This is a genomic window from Bacillus pumilus (assembly GCF_024498355.1).
In the GTDB taxonomy this organism is placed as follows: Bacteria; Bacillota; Bacilli; order Bacillales; family Bacillaceae; genus Bacillus; species Bacillus pumilus_P.
Window position 1 is genome coordinate 2528828 of the sequence record NZ_CP101833.1, and the last position, 17028, is coordinate 2545855.

Consider the following 17028-nt stretch of genomic DNA (forward strand, 5'->3'; position numbering starts at 1 on the left):
ATATTCAGACGATTTGTCATCATTTAATCACAACGTTTTGTTCACCGAGCAGCTCTTTTAACTGGAAGATCACGGCATGATCTGCATGAACTTTGTATGCATCTGGAAGTCTCATCGTCTTTTTTTGCTTTTCATAATACAAATAGACATCTGCTTCTCCGCTGTGCAAAGAGATCACTCGTTTTACTTGCTCAAGCAGCTCCTGCGTATGGTTTTCTTCTTTCACCCGAATGTAGACAGACTCTTTTCTTTTTGTGCCCATCTCTTCAAGCAGAACTGCTTCTTGCACGATGATTTGACTGCTGTCATTTCTGACATCTATTCTGCCTTCAACATAAAGCATGGCGCCCTCCTCAAGTAAGGGGGACAGCTTTCTGAATTGCTCTGGAAAGACGACGCCTTCCATTTCTCCCGTTTCATCCCCAAATGTGACAAATGCCATCGATTGTCCATTTTTTGTTCGAATCGATTTCACTTTTGTCAAAAGACCACCCATTGAGATCGTTCGCTTTATATAAGAAGAAAGTCTGATGATTTCTACTGCTCCATTCTCTCTTAAACGATCTCGATACGCTTGTACTGGGTGGTTTGATAAATATAAACCGAGTGCCTCTTTTTCAAATTGCAAAAGGTCGACAAGCGGCAGTTCGTCTATCTCAGCATATTTTGGCTTAATGGAGAAGGTTGTATCCCCAAGAAAGTCCAGCTGGTCCTCAGGTGTTAAAAATGACACGTGGTCTAACGCAATATCTATCGATGCTAAAAGCGAAGCACGATTTGGATAAAACTCATCCATCGCCCCTGAAAAAATGAGCGCTTCAATCGTTTTTCGGTTTACACTCTTTGGTGATACCCTTGCGCAAAAATCAAATAAATCTTCAAACGGCTTTTCCTGTCTTGCTCTGTATATATCCTTTACAGCTGACACTCCGACATTTTTGATCGCTCTTAAGCTGTAGCGGATCTCCCCTTTTTCAACCGTAAATGGAAATTCACTCTTATTAATAGAAGGCTTCAACACAGAGATCCCTTTTTCCTTTGCCTCATAGAAATATTGAGCGACTTTGTCTTCATTTCCAATCACACTAGTTAAAAGTCCGCACATAAAATATAACGGATAATGCGCTTTTAAATAAGCAAGCTGAAAGCCAATCATGCTATATGCGACAGCATGGCTTCTATTAAAACCATAGTTTGCAAATTTGACGATTAAGTCATAAACATCATTTGCAATGTTAACAGGATACTCCTTTTTTAGGCATCCTTCAACAAAATGGCTTCGCTCTTCATCAAGGACCTTTTTATCCTTTTTTGAAACGGCCCTTCTTAATAGATCGGCCTCGCCTAGCTGAAAGCCCGCCATCTTTGCTGCAATCAGCATGATTTGCTCTTGGTAAACGATGACCCCGTAAGTGTCCTTTAAAATGTCATACAAATCTGGGTGCGGGTAAGAGACCTTCACCCTGCCGTGCTTTCGGTCGATAAAGAGCGGGATATTCTCCATTGGACCTGGCCGGTAGAGGGCATTGACTGCCACGATGTCTTCTAGACTAGAAGGTTTCAGCCGTCTTAGCACCTGGCGCATCCCCTGTGATTCAAGCTGGAAAATCCCTGTTGTATCTCCTGCTGATAACAATTCAAACGTTTTTTGATCTTGATACGAAATGTCACTAAAGTTAATGTGGACGTTCTCCTGTCTTTCAATCTGGTTTTTAATGGATTCGATTAGCGTTAAGTTTCTTAACCCTAAGAAATCCATCTTTAGAAGTCCTAGATCTTCTAAATAATTCATGGCATACTGCGTTAAATACACACCATCATGGCCGTCTTGGATCGGAACAACCTGCGTCAGCGGCTCTTCGCTTAGCACAACGCCGGCTGCATGTGTCGACGTGTGTCTTGGCAAGCCTTCTACCTTTAAAGCTGTCTGGAAGACCTTTCGAAGTTCTTCTGATTGCTGGAGCAGCGTTTTTAATTCGGGAGATGCGGCCACCGCTTCTTTCAGCGTCGTCCCTGGCTTCGATGGGACGAGCTTTGCAAGACGGTCCGCTGCCTTTGAATCAATCCCCATCACACGTCCGACATCCCTTAAGGCTGCCTTTGCAGCAAGCGTTCCAAACGTAACAATTTGAGCCACATGCATGTCCCCGTATTTGTCTTTTACATAAGAAATCATTTCATCTCTTCTCGTGTCAGGAAAATCAATATCAATATCCGGCATGCTGATTCGCTCAGGATTTAAGAAACGCTCAAATAAAAGGCCGTGACGGATCGGATCGACATCTGTAATAGACAGAACATAAGCAACAAGTGAGCCTGCTGCGGACCCCCGTCCTGGGCCTGTGACAATGCCGTGGTCATGCGCATACTTCATAAAATCCCATACAATAAGAAAATAATCACTGAAATTCATTTTTTGGATAATGCTTAGCTCATACTCAAGCCTTTTGACATACGTTTCATTTGAAGCGATCTTTCTTTGTTTCATGCCTTCCGCGCACACTCTTCGTAAAAATTGATCTGCTGTCGATTGATCAGGAGTTGGATAGGATGGCAGTTTTGTCTGTCCAAGATTTAAATCTACTTCACAGCGGTCTGCGATCTCAACCGTTCTTGAAAGCAGTTCAGGATCATCCGCATACCATTCCGTCATCTCTTCGATGGATCTGAAATGCTTTTCTCCTCGGTCTTCCTCTATATCTGAAAGCTGCTGTCCTGCTTTTATGGCCTTTAAACATGTATACGCCGTTTTGTCCTCTCGGTTGATGTAATGAACATCTCCCGTCGCGACAAGTGGAATTTCCGCACTTTTTGAGACATCCCGCAGCTTTCCGGCAAGCGACTCGTCTTGCTGAAATGGCTGAACCGCAATGTACACATGCCCCCCGCCAAAAATACGTTTCAAATGGCTTGCTGCATCGTGCGCTTCTTCTAACTGATCATGCTTCAGCAGCGTTTCAATATAGCCAGATGTGCCTGGCGTTATGGCAATAAGCCCATGATGATAGCTTTTCAGCCATTTTTCTTTCAGTCCAGCTTTTGATTTTGATTTCAGCACACTGCTAATTTTGATCAGATTTTGATAGCCTTCATTGTTTTTTGCAAGGAGTACCAAGGGATAAGCCTCTGTCTCTTGTTCATCTATGAAGACAGAAGCTGTTAAACCGATGACCGGCTTGATGCCATGTTTTTTACATTCCTTATAAAATTCAACCGTTCCATACATCACATGGTCATCGGTAAGAGCGAGCGCTTTGTAGCCAAGTTCTTTCGCTTTTAGCACGAGCTCCTTTACCTTCGCTGCACTGCTTAACAAGCTGTATCCACTGTGGACCTGAAGATGAACATAAGACATGCTTAATCCACTCCTTTCGTCTAAAGTCATTCTTTCATTATAAAACGCGATGCGGTGAGAAACAAATGTTCTTTCTTTTCCGTCCGTTCATACTTGTCCAGAGCACGCCATATATTGAATAGAGTGAGGTGGAAAAAATGGATGTGAAGGAAGCCTTTATTCCGAACTTTATTAGCTGTTACTTTATCGCACTTGGGGTGATTTTAGGTGGTGCCATTATAGGCGGTGTAGGTGCATATTTATCCGGTCAGCCTCCCCTATCAATTATTTCAAGTCTTGCCAACCGTTTAAAAATTTGGGCGCTTGTCGCCGCAATCGGCGGCACATTTGATGCGGTCTATAGCTTTGAAAGAGGCATTTTCGAAGGAAACACGCGTGATATTTTCAAACAGATCTTATTAATTATCTCTGCCATGGGCGGTGCACAAACGGGATATCTCATTATTACATGGCTCACTCAGGAGCATGTGTCATCATGAGAGTGCCGGAGCTGTATAAACGCCCAGGCTGGCAGCGTTTTTTTGCTGGAATGATGTTCGGCGCGATTATCAGCTGGCTGATTTTCCTCTTTACATATGGAACCTTTCAGGAAAAGCAGGTGACACTGCTCAGAAGCCAGCAGCACCATATGGACAGTCTGAAAGAACAAATCACACTCTATCGGGAAGATTTGCATAAGTTAAATGAGGATAATAAGCAGCGGCTGCTGATCCAAAGCGTAGATGTTCATCTCGTGAATCGTGAGCAATATAAAATCCCAGAACCGGATACGCTAAAGTTTGAAGATCAGGTCAAAGAGGACATCTCAGAAGTCATCACAAAGGATATTGAAAGTGTCTACAAAACAAAGGAATTATTAAAACGAACGGTGGAAAATAAAGAATATACGATTCGGGAAAAGGCATACCGCGCCAAAGTGACAGAGCTGACGATTTATACGAAGCTTTCACTGGAAGTGCGTATTTCATTTGCTGAATAAATGATCCTGTGGAATTTTTATGAATTTCTGCCCTCAATGATCGCTTTTCACTCCAAATTTTTATACACTAAAAGAAGAACGATATCCTAAATAGAAAGAGGTGAGAACAATGGAGGTTTATAGCTATCGTCAAATGGCACGAGACAAAGCAAGCCGGATCAAAGATGGCATGTGTGCTTATGCTGAGACAGAAATGATGGCTCATTTAATTAAAAAAGAATTAAAGCATCAAAATCTCCAAGCCTATGAAGATTCAACGGACATCGGCTGCTGGTTTATCCCTGTATCCAATTAACCCTTTTCTCCAGCATCAAAAAAGAGAGAGGAGACTTGAAGCCTTCCTCTCTCACGATGATGATTTACATACTTCTTCTAAATCACGCAAGATTTCATCTGCCACGGCCCAATCAAAAATGGACGCACCGGCTGCAAGCGGGTGACCGCCGCCATGATATTTTTTAGCAATGGTGTTAATGACAACGCCTTTAGAGCGGAATCTGACACGAATCTGATCGTTTTCTTCCACAAAAAAGACCCAAGCTTTAATACCTGCAATATTTCCAAGTGTCCCAACAAGCTGCGAGGCTTGCTGCGCCGTTGTTTGGAACGATTCCAAAATGTCACGTTTAATAAAAACAGAGGCTACCCCATTCTCTGACAAAGAGATATGTTGAAAAATATAGCCATTTAATTTCACGACATTCAAATCCGTCTCATACAATTGATTGAAAAGGTCTGATGATGAAAATGGATATTCGATTAGTTCCCCTGCATATTTGAGTGTCTTTTTCGTTGTATTTGGGAAAAGGAAGCGGCCTGTGTCTCCTACAATGCCGGCATAAATCAGTTCAGCCGCCTTTGTATTCAGCTGATATCCTTCTTCTTTCCCCTCTAAATACAATTCATAAATCATTTCACTCACAGAGCTTGCCTCTGTATCCACCCAAAGCAAGTCACCATAAGGATCTTCATTCGGATGATGATCAATTTTCATTAATCGATCACCCATTGAATAGCGCTGATCATCAATTCTTGCTTGATTGGCTGTATCACAGACAATGACAAGGGCACCTTTATACACTTCGTCCGGTACCTCATCGAGTTCATATAAAAATGAAAGGGTTGGCTCCGGGGTTCCAGTCGCATAAATATTTTTTTCTGGATAGGTGGCACGCAAGATTTCCGTAAGGCCGCACTGCGATCCATACGCATCAGGATCTGGTCTTACATGTCTATGGATGATGATGGTGTCATATAATGATATGGTTCTAATCAGTTCTTTTTTCATAAAAACTCCTTCTTATGCGATACTCTTTTTATTATTAAATCATAATCTATCCTGACGGAAAAGTGAGGAATAGACAATTTATTCTAGTAAGCAAGCCTATTTACGTTTAAAATAGGGTTGTAATCACTTACAATGGAGGCTTGACACATGCTTGTTTTGATTGTGTTTATTATTAGTTCTGCCATGTTTTATTTATACTACAAAGCAAAGAATGTCCGTACGAACCGTCCAGTCGAGAAGAAATTCTGGTCGGCCAAATCCAGTATGGCACTTGGCTGCTTTGTCCTGCTCTTCGGTGTGAATCAATTATTTTTAAACCGTTCGTCACTCGCATTTGTCATTGGATTTATTTTTGTTGCAGTTGGTATCGGCAGTACGTGGGCTGGGTATAAAGCCTACAAGCATTATCTTCCGCTCTTTTTAAAGGAAGGCGAAAAAGATCACGCATAATGAGAGAGAAGGGCTAAAATGATGTTTATTTTAGTCCTTTGTCTTCTTCGGAATCGCCCTTTTATCATTATCCTCTCTCCATCAGCTGCACCATCAGCATCGCTTTCCCTACGATATTTGATTGGTGGTACACCTCAACTTCCAACTTTCCAAACTTGCGCCCTACTTCTAAAATATTCGGCTTGATCTGTATCGTCGATTCCATTTGTACCGGTTTTAAGAAGTAGACAGAGAGACTTTCGACAATCAGTTCGCCTTTTTTATGAGATTTTAAGAAACGGTTGGCTGCTTCGATTAAAATTTGTGTAAACACACCATATGAAATATTGCCAAGCTGGTTTGTCATTTGTGGTGTGACCTCATATTGATAAACCGCATCTGCTTTCGGTTTTTCTGTATCGGTTTCTTTAAACCCTCTCGACACAACGTCATCCAGTTTTTCTCCGACCTGCGGCTGCTTTTGGATCATTTGCAGCGCCTTGAGCACATCCTGACGGCTAATCATCCCAATCAGCTTCGCATGATCATCTACAACTGGCAGCACCTCAATGCCTTCCCACACCATCATTTGTGCAGCAGAGGCAACAGATGTTTTGCCAATGACTGTGAGCGGATTTTTCGTCATCACCTTTTCAATCGGTGTAGAGCGGTCATAGCCTGCAATATCCTTTGAGGTGAGAATGCCGTGAATCTTCATTTGATCATCTGCTACCGGGAAGCGGCCGTGTCCTGTTTCGTAATTCTTTTCATACCATTTCTCAAGCTTATCCTCTGGTGATAAGTATACGGTCCGTTCAATCGGCGTTAAAATATCCTCCACAAGCACAATCTCTTTTTTAATTAATTGGTCATAAATGGCCCTGTTAATGAGAGCCGCTACCGTAAATGTATCGTAGCTTGTCGATAATATTGGCAGCTCAAGCTCATCTGCGAGCTGAATGATTTGTTCATCTGTTGAGAATCCGCCTGTGACCAGCACAGCCGCTCCTGCCTCTAATGCTTGCCTGTGGGCATTGATCCGGTTTCCGACGATCAGCAGGTTTCCAGCTGCCGTATATCGCATCATCGCATCCAGCTCCATCGCTCCGATGACAAATTTGTTTAACGTTTTATGTAAGCCTGCTCGTCCTCCAAGCACCTGTCCATCAATGACATTGACAACTTCCGCATATGTCAGTTTTTCAATATTTTCTTTTTTCTTCTGTTCAATTCGAATGGTACCGACGCGTTCAATGGTGCTAACGAACCCTTTATTTTCAGCATCTTTGATGGCCCGGTAAGCGGTGCCTTCACTCACTTTCATTTCTTTCGCTATGCGCCGGACAGAAATTTTCTCTCCGACATCTAATGAATCAATATACGATAAAATTTGCTCGTGCTTTGTCGCCAATCCCGTTCACCCTTTTTGTTTTCAGCGTTTTCATCTATGTTTCATTATAAAGGCAGGAGGCTTTTAATAGCAATTTGTCTTTTACTTCAGCACGATGCAGACAAACAAAAAAGCCGGCATTTGTGTGCCGGCTTTTGTTCATGATGATCAAATTTCAATGGATTCTCCGCTGTTTAACACGTGACCTACGCCGCCGTGCAGGCTGTCTGCAAATGCATGCGGGTCCTGCTCAATTGGCGGGAATGTGCTGTAGTGAATCGGCACGACCTGCTTTGCACGAAGCCATTCTGCTGCGATTCTTGCATCGTCTGGCCCCATGGTGAAGTTATCACCGATTGGAAGGAATGCGAGCTCAATATGATTCAGCTCACCGATCAGCTTCATATCTGAAAAGAGCGCAGTGTCTCCAGCATGATAAATCGTTTTGCCCTCTGCGGTAAATAAAATACCTGATGGCATGCCTGTATACGTAATCGTTTTTGCCTCTTCATCAATGACCGCTGAACCGTGGAACGCTTGTGTGAGCTTAACTTTACCAAATTCAAACTCACGTCCGCCGCCAATATGAAGCGGGTGCGTTTTCACCCCTTGCCAGCTTAAATAGACAGCAAGCTCGTTTGGCGCGACGACGAGAGCGTCATTATTTTTAGCCATTTCAATGGTGTCACCGAGGTGATCTCCATGTCCATGAGTCAGCAAAATCACATCTGCTTTGATATCCTGTGGTTTGATATCTGTGTGCTTATTTCCATTTAAAAATGGATCAATCCAAATATGGTATCCGTTTGTTTCAATGTGTACGACTGAATGTCCATGATATGTAGCTTTCATGTAGTATGTCCACCTCTCAATTTTGATCTCATATCATCTATTCCCTGTATAAAAAGCTAAAAAACTTAATGCCTATGAATCACGTTAAGTCCACCTGTCGCTTCAATGACAGTCCCTGTAATGAGGTCTGATCGATCATCACATAAAAATGAGATGATGCGCCCTATATCCTCTCCGGTACCAGACCGGCCTATTGGTGTTTCACCGTCTCTGATCTGACGTGCTTCCTCGATCGTGGATTCTTTCATGGCTCCGACGATTTTGCCTGGACAAACCATATTGGCCGTGATGCCATTTTCAGCTTCTTCAATCGCAATGGTTTTCGTCAATGAGGCCAGCCCTACCTTTGCCGCTCCGAAGGCTGATCTGTGCATCCAGCCTGGTGCATGATCTGCCCCTTGGAAGCCATACGTGATAATGCGGCCAAAGCCTTGTTTTCTCATCATAGGGATCACCATTCGGAACAAATGGAACACTGCGGATAGGTTGCCTTCCATCATTTGATACCATTCATCTTCAGAGTAATCCGCGAGTTTTTTTCGTTCAAAAATATAAGGCCCGGCATTATTGATCAAGGCATCAATCCGCCCAAATCGCTCTGTTGCCAGCTCTACCATGTTTTTTAAATCTTCTTTGTTTGTCACATCGCCTTGGACAAATTGAAGCTTTTCTTCGTATTCCTGCAATTCTTCTTTCATCTGCCGGACAGCTTCATCATCACTTCGATAATTCACTGTCACAGAATACCCCATATTCAGTAAAGACTCGGTGACTTTCCTTCCAAGCCCTTTAGAACCCGCTGTTATTAATGCGTGTCGCACACAATCTCCTCCTAAAGCAAAGGTTGCAAGTTCATGTGTTTCTCATACTATCTTTACTTTACTATAAACCAGCACTGGACGCACTTCTGAACCCTTTGTCTGCTATTCATGATGCGGACGATGGGTTGATCAAACAAAGCCTACAGCTTTTGAGCTATCGCCCCCTCCCCAACTTAAAAACATCATACGCTTTCATGTTCTCCAAGGAGGATGCTTCTCCTTTCTGCATTACAGCAAAAAACCATCCGTCTCATACGAATGGTTTTTTAAAAGGTTACGCTAGGCAGGCTTTTGCTTTTTCTAAAGCGAGCTGAATTTGTTTGAATCCAGTTCCCCCTGCACTTGTTCTTTTTTCAACAGCGACATACGGATCAAGAACGGTGTAAATATCTTGTTCAAAAAGACCGCTCGCTTCTGTGAATGTTTCAAACGGAAGATCACTTAAGTAGATGCCTTTTTGAATGCATGTATACACGAGCTTGCCAACGATTTCGTGTGCTTCACGGAATGGCATGCCTTTTTTCGCAAGGTAGTCTGCCACTTCGGTCGCATTTGAGAAATCTTCTTTTGTTGCTTTTTTCATGACATCTTCGTTCACTGTCATCGTTTGAATCATGCCTGTGAAGATTTGCAGGCTGCCAGCGATGGTTTTCACTGTATCAAACATGCCTTCCTTATCTTCTTGCAGGTCTTTGTTATACGTAAGCGGCAAGCCTTTCATAATGGTGAGAAGCCCCATCAGGTTGCCATATACACGGCCCGTTTTTCCACGGATCAATTCAGCCATATCCGGGTTTTTCTTTTGCGGCATCATGCTGCTGCCTGTTGCGTAAGTGTCATCAAGCTCAATGAATTTGAATTCTTGAGAGCACCATAAAATGATTTCCTCACAAAGACGTGAGAGGTGCATCATCACAAGGCTGCTGTTAGACAAGAACTCTAAAATGAAGTCACGATCACTCACGCCATCAAGGCTGTTTTCGTAAATATGGTCAAAGCCAAGCAGCTCTGCTGTATATTCACGATCAATTGGGAATGTCGTTCCAGCTAACGCCCCGCATCCAAGTGGAGAGACGTTAATCCGCTTCAAAGAATCTTGAAAGCGCGCTTTGTCACGCTCAAGCATCCAAAAGTAGGCGAGCATATGATGGGCAAAGGAAATAGGCTGTGCACGCTGTAAGTGCGTATATCCTGGAAAGATCGTTTCAACGTGCTGTTCTGCTTTCTCTACAAGCACCTTTTGAAAAGAAGAGATCAGCTCAATGATATGCTCTACTTGGTTATTCAAATATAAATGCATATCTGTTGCGACCTGATCATTCCGGCTTCTCGCTGTGTGCAATTTGCCGCCAAGCGGTCCAATCTCATCAATGAGCATTTTTTCAAGGTTTAAATGAATGTCCTCATAATCTACTGAGAAATCCAGTTCATCCGCCTCTGCCTTTTTCATGAGCGTATTCAGTCCGTCTTTGATGGCAGCGGCCTCCTCATCTTGGAGGATACCGCATTTATTCAGCATACTTGCATGAGCAAGGGAGCCGGTCAGATCTTCTTTGACTAATTGTTTGTCGAAATGAATGGACGCGCCAAACTCATCGACCCATTTTTCTGGTGTTTTTTGAAATCGGCCTCCCCAAAGCTTTTTCATGCCTTAACCTGCTCCTTTTTGTTCACGATGCTGTTTACTTTTGTTGGTAAACCCCAAAGGTTAATAAATCCTACAGCTGCATCATGATCGAATTCATCTGCTTTTGTGTAAGTCGCTAGATTTTCATCATAAAGTGAATATGGTGATTTACGTCCTTCTACAATCGCATGGCCTTTAAATAGTTTCACACGTACAACACCTGTTACGTTCTTTTGTGTTTCTTGTAAGAATGCGTCTAGTGCTTCTTTAAGTGGTGAGAACCATAAGCCGTTGTATATTAATTCAGCCATTTTTTGTTCAACGATTGGCTTAAAGTGAGCGACTTCTTTGACAAGCGTTAAGTCTTCAAGCTCTTTATGCGCTTTTAAAAGTGTGATAGCACCTGGGCACTCGTACACTTCACGAGATTTGATCCCAACAAGACGGTTTTCAACGTGATCGATTCTGCCAACACCATGCTGACCAGCGACCTCATTTAAATGAAGGATCAGATCAGATAATGAATACTGGATACCGTCAATCGCCGTTGGTTTACCTTTTTCAAACGTGATTTCAATGATCTCAGGTGTGTCAGGTGTTTTTTCAAGTGGATTTGTCAGATCGTACGCACCTTCTGGCGGCGCAGCCCAAGGATCTTCTAAAATGCCGCATTCGTTACTTCTGCCCCAAAGGTTTTGGTCGATTGAATACGGGCTGTCTAAGTTAATCGGAATTGGAATGCCATGCTTTTGTGCATAGTCGATCTCTTCATCACGAGACCATTTCCATTCACGCACTGGTGCAAGAACTTCTAGATCTGGATTTAATGCTTTAATGGATACTTCAAAACGAACTTGGTCGTTCCCTTTTCCTGTACATCCGTGTGCAACTGCGACTGCATTTTCTTTCTCTGCTACTTCCACTAATTTTTTGGCAATGAGCGGACGAGATAGTGCAGACACAAGCGGGTATTTTCCTTCATACATGGTGTGTGCTTGCAGTGCAGCAAGTGCGAATTCTTCAGCAAATTCTTCTTTTGCGTCAATCATGTAAGACTGAACTGCTCCGACTTGAAGTGCTTTTTGCTGAACAAATGCTAAATCTTTTCCTTCACCTACGTCCAGGCAGCAAGCAACAACCTCGTATCCCTGCTCTTGTAACCATTTAACTGCAACAGAGGTATCAAGACCTCCGGAATATGCTAATACGACTTTTTTATTTTGTGACATGATTGAAAAGCTCCTCTCACTTGTTTTGATTCTGTGAATGTTTTTTGCATAAAAATAAGTTTCAATTTATAAACATGCATTTAGTATGTATACACTGTAACAAGGAAAAATTGTTTTTTCAACCCCTTTATGAAAAAAACTCTGCCAATTTTTCTTGGCAGAGTTTTTTTGGGCTATTTTTGATCCTTTTCAAGCTCTCGCACGACGTGAGGAAGCTCAGGAATAATGAGTTTTGTCATGGCTAAACGAACTGCTCCGGTAGAGCCTGGTGTGGCAAAGACCACTTTTTGGTTAACGACCCCAGCAGTTGCTCTAGACAAGATAGCAGCAGAACCGATGTCTTCTGTATAGCTGAGCATGCGAAAGATTTCACCAAAGCCAGGCAGCTCTTTTGAGAAAAGAGGGGTAATGGATTCAATGGTGACATCCCTTGCGGCAATTCCTGTTCCCCCATTTAACAAGACGGCATCAATCTTGGGCTCACTTGTTCCTTCAAGCAGAGCGTCTTGGATCGCTCCAATGTCATCTTTTACAATATCGTATGCAAGAATAAGATGTCCCTGTTCTTTGAGCAAATCAATCATGAGACGGCCGCTTTTATCCGTTTCCTTTGTCCTTGTATCACTGACTGTCATGACTTTTACATGAAGCCTCGCTTTCGCTTCTCGTTTATGTTCCGTAACGCTCATCTAACGCACGCTCCCTTTCGCTTCGTATTGGACAAATTATAGCATGCTGCTTTGAACAAAAAAGCTCTTTTCCCATTAGGAAAAGAGCTGTACCATTTTATTACGCTAAGCGCATAACGTCTCTTGCAATCATCACTTCTTCGTTTGTAGGAATCACGATGACTTTCACAGGAGAGTGAGGGTAGCTGATGAATGCTTCTTCGCCTCTCATGTTGTTAAGAGATGGATCCCAGTAAACGCCCATGAATTCTAGACCACGAAGTACACGTGCTCGCACTTCTGAACTGTTTTCACCAATTCCAGCTGTGAAGATGATCGCATCTACGCCATTCATTCTCGCTGCATAAGAACCGATGTATTTATGAATACGGCTGGCAAAAATATCAAGAGCTACTTCTGCACGGTCGTTTCCTTCTTCTGTTGCTTCTTCGATATCACGAAGGTCACTTGAAAGACCAGACACACCTAAAAGACCACTCTTCTTATTCAAAGTAGAAAGAACTTCTTCAGCAGTATGTCCTGTTTTCTCCATAATAAATGGAATGAGGGCAGGGTCAATGTTACCTGAACGTGTACCCATCGCCACACCAGCAAGCGGCGTGAAGCCCATTGATGTATCGATTGATTTTCCGCCTTCTACTGCTGCGATACTCGCACCATTTCCAAGGTGGCAAGAAATCAAACGAAGCTCTTCTAACGGACGGCCTAATAGTTCTGATGCACGCTCTGTGACGAACTTATGGCTTGTCCCGTGGAATCCGTATTTACGAATACCAAAGTTTTTGTAGTAGTCGTACGGAAGGCTGTATAGGTAAGACTGCTCTGGCATTGTTTGGTGGAACGCTGTATCGAACACAGCAACCGCTGGTACGTCAGGCAGAATTTGTTTGAATGCTTTGATTCCTACAACGTTTGCAGGGTTGTGCAGTGGTGCAAGCTCTGAAAGCTGATCAATCTCATCGATCGCTTCATCTGTTAATAGAACAGAATCGCTGAACTTTTCTCCACCGTGAACGACGCGGTGTCCTACGCCATCAATTTCATTAAAGTCCTTGATGATGTTGAATTCAGTTAGTTTTTCAAGCAGCATTTTTACAGCTACTGCGTGATCTGGAATATCAGTGATTTCTGTTTTCTTTTCTCCATCTACAGAAATCGTAAAGATACTGTTGTCCATTCCGATTCTTTCAACAAGACCTTTCGTTAAAACGGTTTCTTCTGGCATGTCGAACAATTGGAATTTAAGAGATGAGCTTCCTGCGTTGATTGCAATAATTTTGGACATTCTTGTCGCTCCTTTTACTCAGTTGTTATATAAGGTTTCACGTTTTTTCCGGTGCTATATTCAACCTGTTTGAACGGGTCTTTTATAGTTTAACGATAAGTCCGAAAAATATCTGACTTTTTCATTTAAACATTGAAAACTTTGCATTTCAAGTACACCTTCGAACTGTTATCGCTTACATCGATAAGTCGTTATTTTCTGAATAGTAAAATAGCCAGAAATCACTCTGGCTATTCTTTCGTTTCTTTTTCTTCTATAAACCACTGGTCTAACTTTCTCATCACACCAACCATCGCTTCCTTCTGTGAGAAAGATGGCAGATTGGCAAACAGCATCCGTTTGGGTGCTTGCAGCCCCTCTTTTTTCTTTTGCATGACAAATAAGCTTTTGGCGTGCTTTTTGTCTTTGAACATGGAGACTGGCAGCTGAATTAACGCATTCATATAAGCATGATCTTTGATGAAATCCTTTAGTTGCACACTTTCTTTTCCTTCAAACAAATCGTTTGGAATGATGAAGAATAAGAAGCCGCCTTCTTTCGTGTAACGAAGGCTTTGTTCAATGAATAAATGATGCGCAAAGGCATGTCCTTCTTTTGCCTTTAAGTCATAGTCTGCTGCACGCTCATCATTTGGGTAATAGCCGACTGGAAGGCTGCATACGGTGACATCTGCCGGTGAAATGAGAAGCGGCTCAAGGCTGTCCTGATGGAAAAGCTCTACTTCTTTCTCTTCTAAATTCGCCTGTGCCCAAGCAATTTTAATGAGCACATCATCAATTTCAGATGCAAAGCCGCGCTTTGTTTCTGCAGTGAGATTGTTTAACACAGCAAGCAATAAGTTCCCTGTTCCCGCTGCTGGATCAAAGACAACAAGCTCTTTTTGGCCTTCTAAAAATTTATTCACCAAATAGCTGACAAACAGGCCAATCGTATCTGGCGTCATTTGACGGTTTGGATGGGAAATGTCCTTTTGTCCTTTCAGTACGGCGAGCTGAAACGCTTTACGAGTCTGCTCATGATCATAGGAGGCAAAATCTGCTTTCTCTATTAAGTCCTTCAGTAAACCGTTTCGATCATTTGCCTGGAAAAAGGCTTCTCCTGCTTCTGCCAATGCTTCAATATAGGAAATGCTCTGTTCCTTTTTCAATCGAATCGAGGCTGTATCGAGCAGCTCAAAAATAGTACTCACTTGATCTTTCTGCAATGCTTTTCTCTCCTCGCTTTGTTAAAAGCTAAATATTCTCATTGAAAAGAGCCCCAGTATGAAGCCGGAGCTCTTGTCGATGCTGCTTTTATAACAGTGATTTCGCAGCTTCAATGGCTTTTTCATAATTTGGATGATTCGTTGCTTCGCTTACGTATTCAGTGTAAACCACTTTCCCGTTCGGGTCTAATACGAAAACAGCACGCGCCAATAAACGCAATTCTTTCATATATACACCAAACGCTTCACCAAAAGACATATCTCTGTGATCAGATAATGTTTCTACATTTTCAATTCCGTTTGCTCCGCACCAGCGCGCTTGTGCAAATGGAAGATCTGCACTAATCGTATAAATATTGACCGGACCTAAACCGGCTGCCTCTTCATTGAAACGTCTTGTTTGTGCGTCACACACACCTGTATCAATAGAAGGAATCACTGAGATGATCGTCACTTTTCCTGCTAAATCAGAAAGTGAAACTTCCCCTAGTGAGTTCGTTAATACCGTAAAATCAGGAGCCTGCTCGCCTACTTTCACTTCATTTCCTACAAGCGTTACAGAACTCCCTTTAAATGTGATCGATGCCAAAACAATTCCTCCCTTATCAAATGTATGGTTCTATCATAGTAGAGAACGCAAAAAACTGCAAAGCCTAATCGTCCATTTTGAAAAAAAAGTTAACTGCAGCGCAGCTAACTTTTTAAAGGTCTATGTCATCTAGTTTTCGTTCTTTGTGGCGGTGCTCCCGTTCATCCTTCTTAAACATATGCTGAAGACGTTCAATTGCTTGAGGAGCAGAATCCAATATTTTATCAAGCAGATGTGTGTGTTCATCCAAATGAAGCATTCGAACTCCGTTTGTTCCCACAATTAAGAAGGCAATTGGTGTAATGGATACCCCGCCGCCGCTTCCGCCGCCAAATGGGAGTCTCGGTTCTTTTCGTTCTTGTTCATCAGAACGTTTTTCTTTCTGTTGGTTACCGTTAAATTCACTGCCGCCGGCTGCAAATCCAAAACCGACCTTTGACACAGTGAGAATGACGCTGCCGTCAGGGGTTTCGACTGGATCGCCGATGATCGTATTCACATCGATCATTTCTTTTAAATTTTCCATCGCTGTCTTCATCAGACCTTGGATTGGATGATCTGCCATTTTCGGGTTCCTCCTTAAACAGATGATTCATTCTTCGTTGCTTGAAGAGAGGCACTTTTTCTTGCCTTTCTCCCTTTTAACCAATGGACAAGTAATCGAATGGCTGCAAGCATAGCATGTCCAATACGAAAATAAGCTATACATGTAAAATGGGTCTGTGACACATTGTGCTGAAAGGCGGGAATGACTTCATATACCGGTTTATGCTTAAAGGTGAGATGCTCCTGCATAAAGGCAAGCAGTGCTCCTTTGACTGACCACACGCCGCCGGCTGCCACACCTGTTAAAGCGGCGTCATGAAAGCCGATCCATGTCGACCAGTGAAACGATACAATTTTGATGTGAATGAAGAACTTCCGCATGATCCGGTTTAGATCTACTATCTCTTTTGTGATGCGCTCCATTTGATGAAGGATTTGCTTCATATCACGTTTTCCCACTTTTTTATGCATGGATTCTTTTTCTTGACTAGGCGTTTTGGAGCTCGCCATTTTCTTTTCACGAATATCAATCGTTTGATCTTCCGGATTGACCTTCACCATCGGAATCTCTTTTTTGAGTCTGACCATTCCATATAAGGTGATGACCTTCAGCCCAATGTGGTCATTGTCATTTGCATGCGAATAATCCAGTGAAATGGTCACTTTCATGAAAATCAATAAGATCACAAGGAACAAAAAAGCTGCGATCCAAACGTAAAGCACTGTGCTCACTTCCTCCATAAC

At 42.6% G+C, this 17028-nt stretch carries 17 protein-coding genes; 4 read left to right on the forward strand and 13 right to left on the reverse strand.

Annotated features, from left to right (window positions below; all coding sequences use genetic code 11):
• Positions 1 to 19 precede the first annotated feature (19 nt).
• Entirely contained in the window at positions 20 to 3355 is a 3336-nt protein-coding gene (gene dnaE / locus NPA43_RS12875; protein ID WP_099726892.1) for a DNA polymerase III subunit alpha, read from the reverse strand.
• Between the two features lie 137 nt (positions 3356 to 3492).
• Here dnaE and NPA43_RS12880 point away from each other — a divergent pair, with 137 nt between their 5' ends.
• From NPA43_RS12880 to NPA43_RS12890, 3 genes are all read left to right on the forward strand, one after another.
• Positions 3493 to 3834: a sporulation membrane protein YtrH gene (locus tag NPA43_RS12880; RefSeq protein WP_034320977.1), complete on the forward strand. Its 342-nt coding sequence runs from the start codon at positions 3493 to 3495 to the stop codon at positions 3832 to 3834.
• A complete protein-coding gene (ytrI, locus tag NPA43_RS12885) occupies positions 3831 to 4334 on the forward strand; it encodes a sporulation membrane protein YtrI (RefSeq protein WP_007501718.1) in 504 nt (167 codons plus the stop codon). Before NPA43_RS12880 ends, ytrI begins: the two co-directional genes overlap by 4 nt.
• A gap of 109 nt (positions 4335 to 4443) precedes the next feature.
• Positions 4444 to 4629 (forward strand): YtzJ family protein, encoded by a 186-nt coding sequence (locus NPA43_RS12890; protein ID WP_099726891.1) that lies wholly within the window; start codon positions 4444 to 4446, stop codon positions 4627 to 4629.
• A 51-nt stretch (positions 4630 to 4680) separates the two neighbouring features.
• Here NPA43_RS12890 and NPA43_RS12895 read toward each other — a convergent pair whose 3' ends face one another.
• The gene (locus tag NPA43_RS12895; protein WP_099726890.1) at positions 4681 to 5622 is read right to left on the reverse strand and encodes a DHH family phosphoesterase; all 942 of its coding nucleotides are present in this window, start codon (positions 5620 to 5622) and stop codon (positions 4681 to 4683) included.
• 147 nt (positions 5623 to 5769) lie between these two features.
• Between NPA43_RS12895 and NPA43_RS12900 the strand changes: the two genes are divergently transcribed.
• Entirely contained in the window at positions 5770 to 6072 is a 303-nt protein-coding gene (locus NPA43_RS12900) for a YtpI family protein (RefSeq protein ID WP_099726889.1), read from the forward strand.
• A gap of 67 nt (positions 6073 to 6139) precedes the next feature.
• Here NPA43_RS12900 and NPA43_RS12905 read toward each other — a convergent pair whose 3' ends face one another.
• The 11 genes from NPA43_RS12905 to NPA43_RS12955 form a co-directional block, all read right to left on the reverse strand.
• On the reverse strand, positions 6140 to 7462 hold the full coding sequence (locus NPA43_RS12905; RefSeq protein ID WP_099726888.1) for a CBS domain-containing protein: 1323 nt from the start codon (positions 7460 to 7462) through the stop codon (positions 6140 to 6142).
• 147 nt (positions 7463 to 7609) lie between these two features.
• Positions 7610 to 8293, reverse strand: a complete 684-nt coding sequence (locus NPA43_RS12910; RefSeq protein WP_099726887.1) for a metal-dependent hydrolase — start codon at positions 8291 to 8293, stop codon at positions 7610 to 7612.
• 65 nt (positions 8294 to 8358) lie between these two features.
• Positions 8359 to 9114 carry an SDR family oxidoreductase gene (locus NPA43_RS12915; RefSeq protein WP_230031033.1) on the reverse strand — a complete coding sequence of 252 codons (756 nt, stop codon included), beginning with the start codon at positions 9112 to 9114 and terminating at the stop codon, positions 8359 to 8361.
• Positions 9115 to 9388: 274 nt separating this feature from the next.
• Positions 9389 to 10762 (reverse strand): argininosuccinate lyase, encoded by a 1374-nt coding sequence (gene argH / locus NPA43_RS12920; RefSeq protein WP_230031034.1) that lies wholly within the window; start codon positions 10760 to 10762, stop codon positions 9389 to 9391.
• Positions 10759 to 11970, reverse strand: coding sequence for an argininosuccinate synthase (locus tag NPA43_RS12925; protein WP_099726884.1), 1212 nt, complete (start codon positions 11968 to 11970; stop codon positions 10759 to 10761). Before NPA43_RS12925 ends, argH begins: the two co-directional genes overlap by 4 nt.
• A gap of 173 nt (positions 11971 to 12143) precedes the next feature.
• Complete coding sequence (locus NPA43_RS12930; RefSeq protein ID WP_256498902.1) at positions 12144 to 12659, reverse strand: MogA/MoaB family molybdenum cofactor biosynthesis protein; 516 nt, start codon at positions 12657 to 12659, stop codon at positions 12144 to 12146.
• 100 nt (positions 12660 to 12759) lie between these two features.
• Positions 12760 to 13944: an acetate kinase gene (locus NPA43_RS12935; RefSeq protein WP_256498903.1), complete on the reverse strand. Its 1185-nt coding sequence runs from the start codon at positions 13942 to 13944 to the stop codon at positions 12760 to 12762.
• A 230-nt stretch (positions 13945 to 14174) separates the two neighbouring features.
• On the reverse strand, positions 14175 to 15149 hold the full coding sequence (locus NPA43_RS12940; protein ID WP_099726881.1) for a class I SAM-dependent methyltransferase: 975 nt from the start codon (positions 15147 to 15149) through the stop codon (positions 14175 to 14177).
• Positions 15150 to 15237: 88 nt separating this feature from the next.
• A complete protein-coding gene (gene tpx, locus NPA43_RS12945; RefSeq protein ID WP_048239080.1) occupies positions 15238 to 15738 on the reverse strand; it encodes a thiol peroxidase in 501 nt (166 codons plus the stop codon).
• Between the two features lie 112 nt (positions 15739 to 15850).
• The gene (ytfJ, locus tag NPA43_RS12950; RefSeq protein ID WP_099726880.1) at positions 15851 to 16303 is read right to left on the reverse strand and encodes a GerW family sporulation protein; all 453 of its coding nucleotides are present in this window, start codon (positions 16301 to 16303) and stop codon (positions 15851 to 15853) included.
• Positions 16304 to 16317: 14 nt separating this feature from the next.
• A complete protein-coding gene (locus NPA43_RS12955; protein WP_099726879.1) occupies positions 16318 to 17025 on the reverse strand; it encodes a DUF2953 domain-containing protein in 708 nt (235 codons plus the stop codon).
• Positions 17026 to 17028: the final 3 nt, after the last annotated feature.

What these genes read in the sequence shown, in the direction of transcription:
- NPA43_RS12900 (WP_099726889.1), top strand. Translation starts at nt 5,770, where the DNA reads ATGCTTGTTTTGATTGTGTTTATTATTAGTTCTGCCATGTTTTATTTA.
- ytrI (WP_007501718.1), top strand. Translation starts at nt 3,831, where the DNA reads ATGAGAGTGCCGGAGCTGTATAAACGCCCAGGCTGGCAGCGTTTTTTT.
- NPA43_RS12890 (WP_099726891.1), top strand. Translation starts at nt 4,444, where the DNA reads ATGGAGGTTTATAGCTATCGTCAAATGGCACGAGACAAAGCAAGCCGG.
- NPA43_RS12955 (WP_099726879.1), bottom strand. Translation starts at nt 17,025, where the DNA reads ATGGAGGAAGTGAGCACAGTGCTTTACGTTTGGATCGCAGCTTTTTTG.
- dnaE (WP_099726892.1), bottom strand. Translation starts at nt 3,355, where the DNA reads ATGTCTTATGTTCATCTTCAGGTCCACAGTGGATACAGCTTGTTAAGC.
- NPA43_RS12925 (WP_099726884.1), bottom strand. Translation starts at nt 11,970, where the DNA reads ATGTCACAAAATAAAAAAGTCGTATTAGCATATTCCGGAGGTCTTGAT.
- NPA43_RS12880 (WP_034320977.1), top strand. Translation starts at nt 3,493, where the DNA reads ATGGATGTGAAGGAAGCCTTTATTCCGAACTTTATTAGCTGTTACTTT.
- NPA43_RS12910 (WP_099726887.1), bottom strand. Translation starts at nt 8,293, where the DNA reads ATGAAAGCTACATATCATGGACATTCAGTCGTACACATTGAAACAAAC.
- ytfJ (WP_099726880.1), bottom strand. Translation starts at nt 16,303, where the DNA reads ATGGCAGATCATCCAATCCAAGGTCTGATGAAGACAGCGATGGAAAAT.
- NPA43_RS12895 (WP_099726890.1), bottom strand. Translation starts at nt 5,622, where the DNA reads ATGAAAAAAGAACTGATTAGAACCATATCATTATATGACACCATCATC.
- argH (WP_230031034.1), bottom strand. Translation starts at nt 10,762, where the DNA reads ATGAAAAAGCTTTGGGGAGGCCGATTTCAAAAAACACCAGAAAAATGG.
- NPA43_RS12930 (WP_256498902.1), bottom strand. Translation starts at nt 12,659, where the DNA reads ATGAGCGTTACGGAACATAAACGAGAAGCGAAAGCGAGGCTTCATGTA.
- NPA43_RS12935 (WP_256498903.1), bottom strand. Translation starts at nt 13,944, where the DNA reads ATGTCCAAAATTATTGCAATCAACGCAGGAAGCTCATCTCTTAAATTC.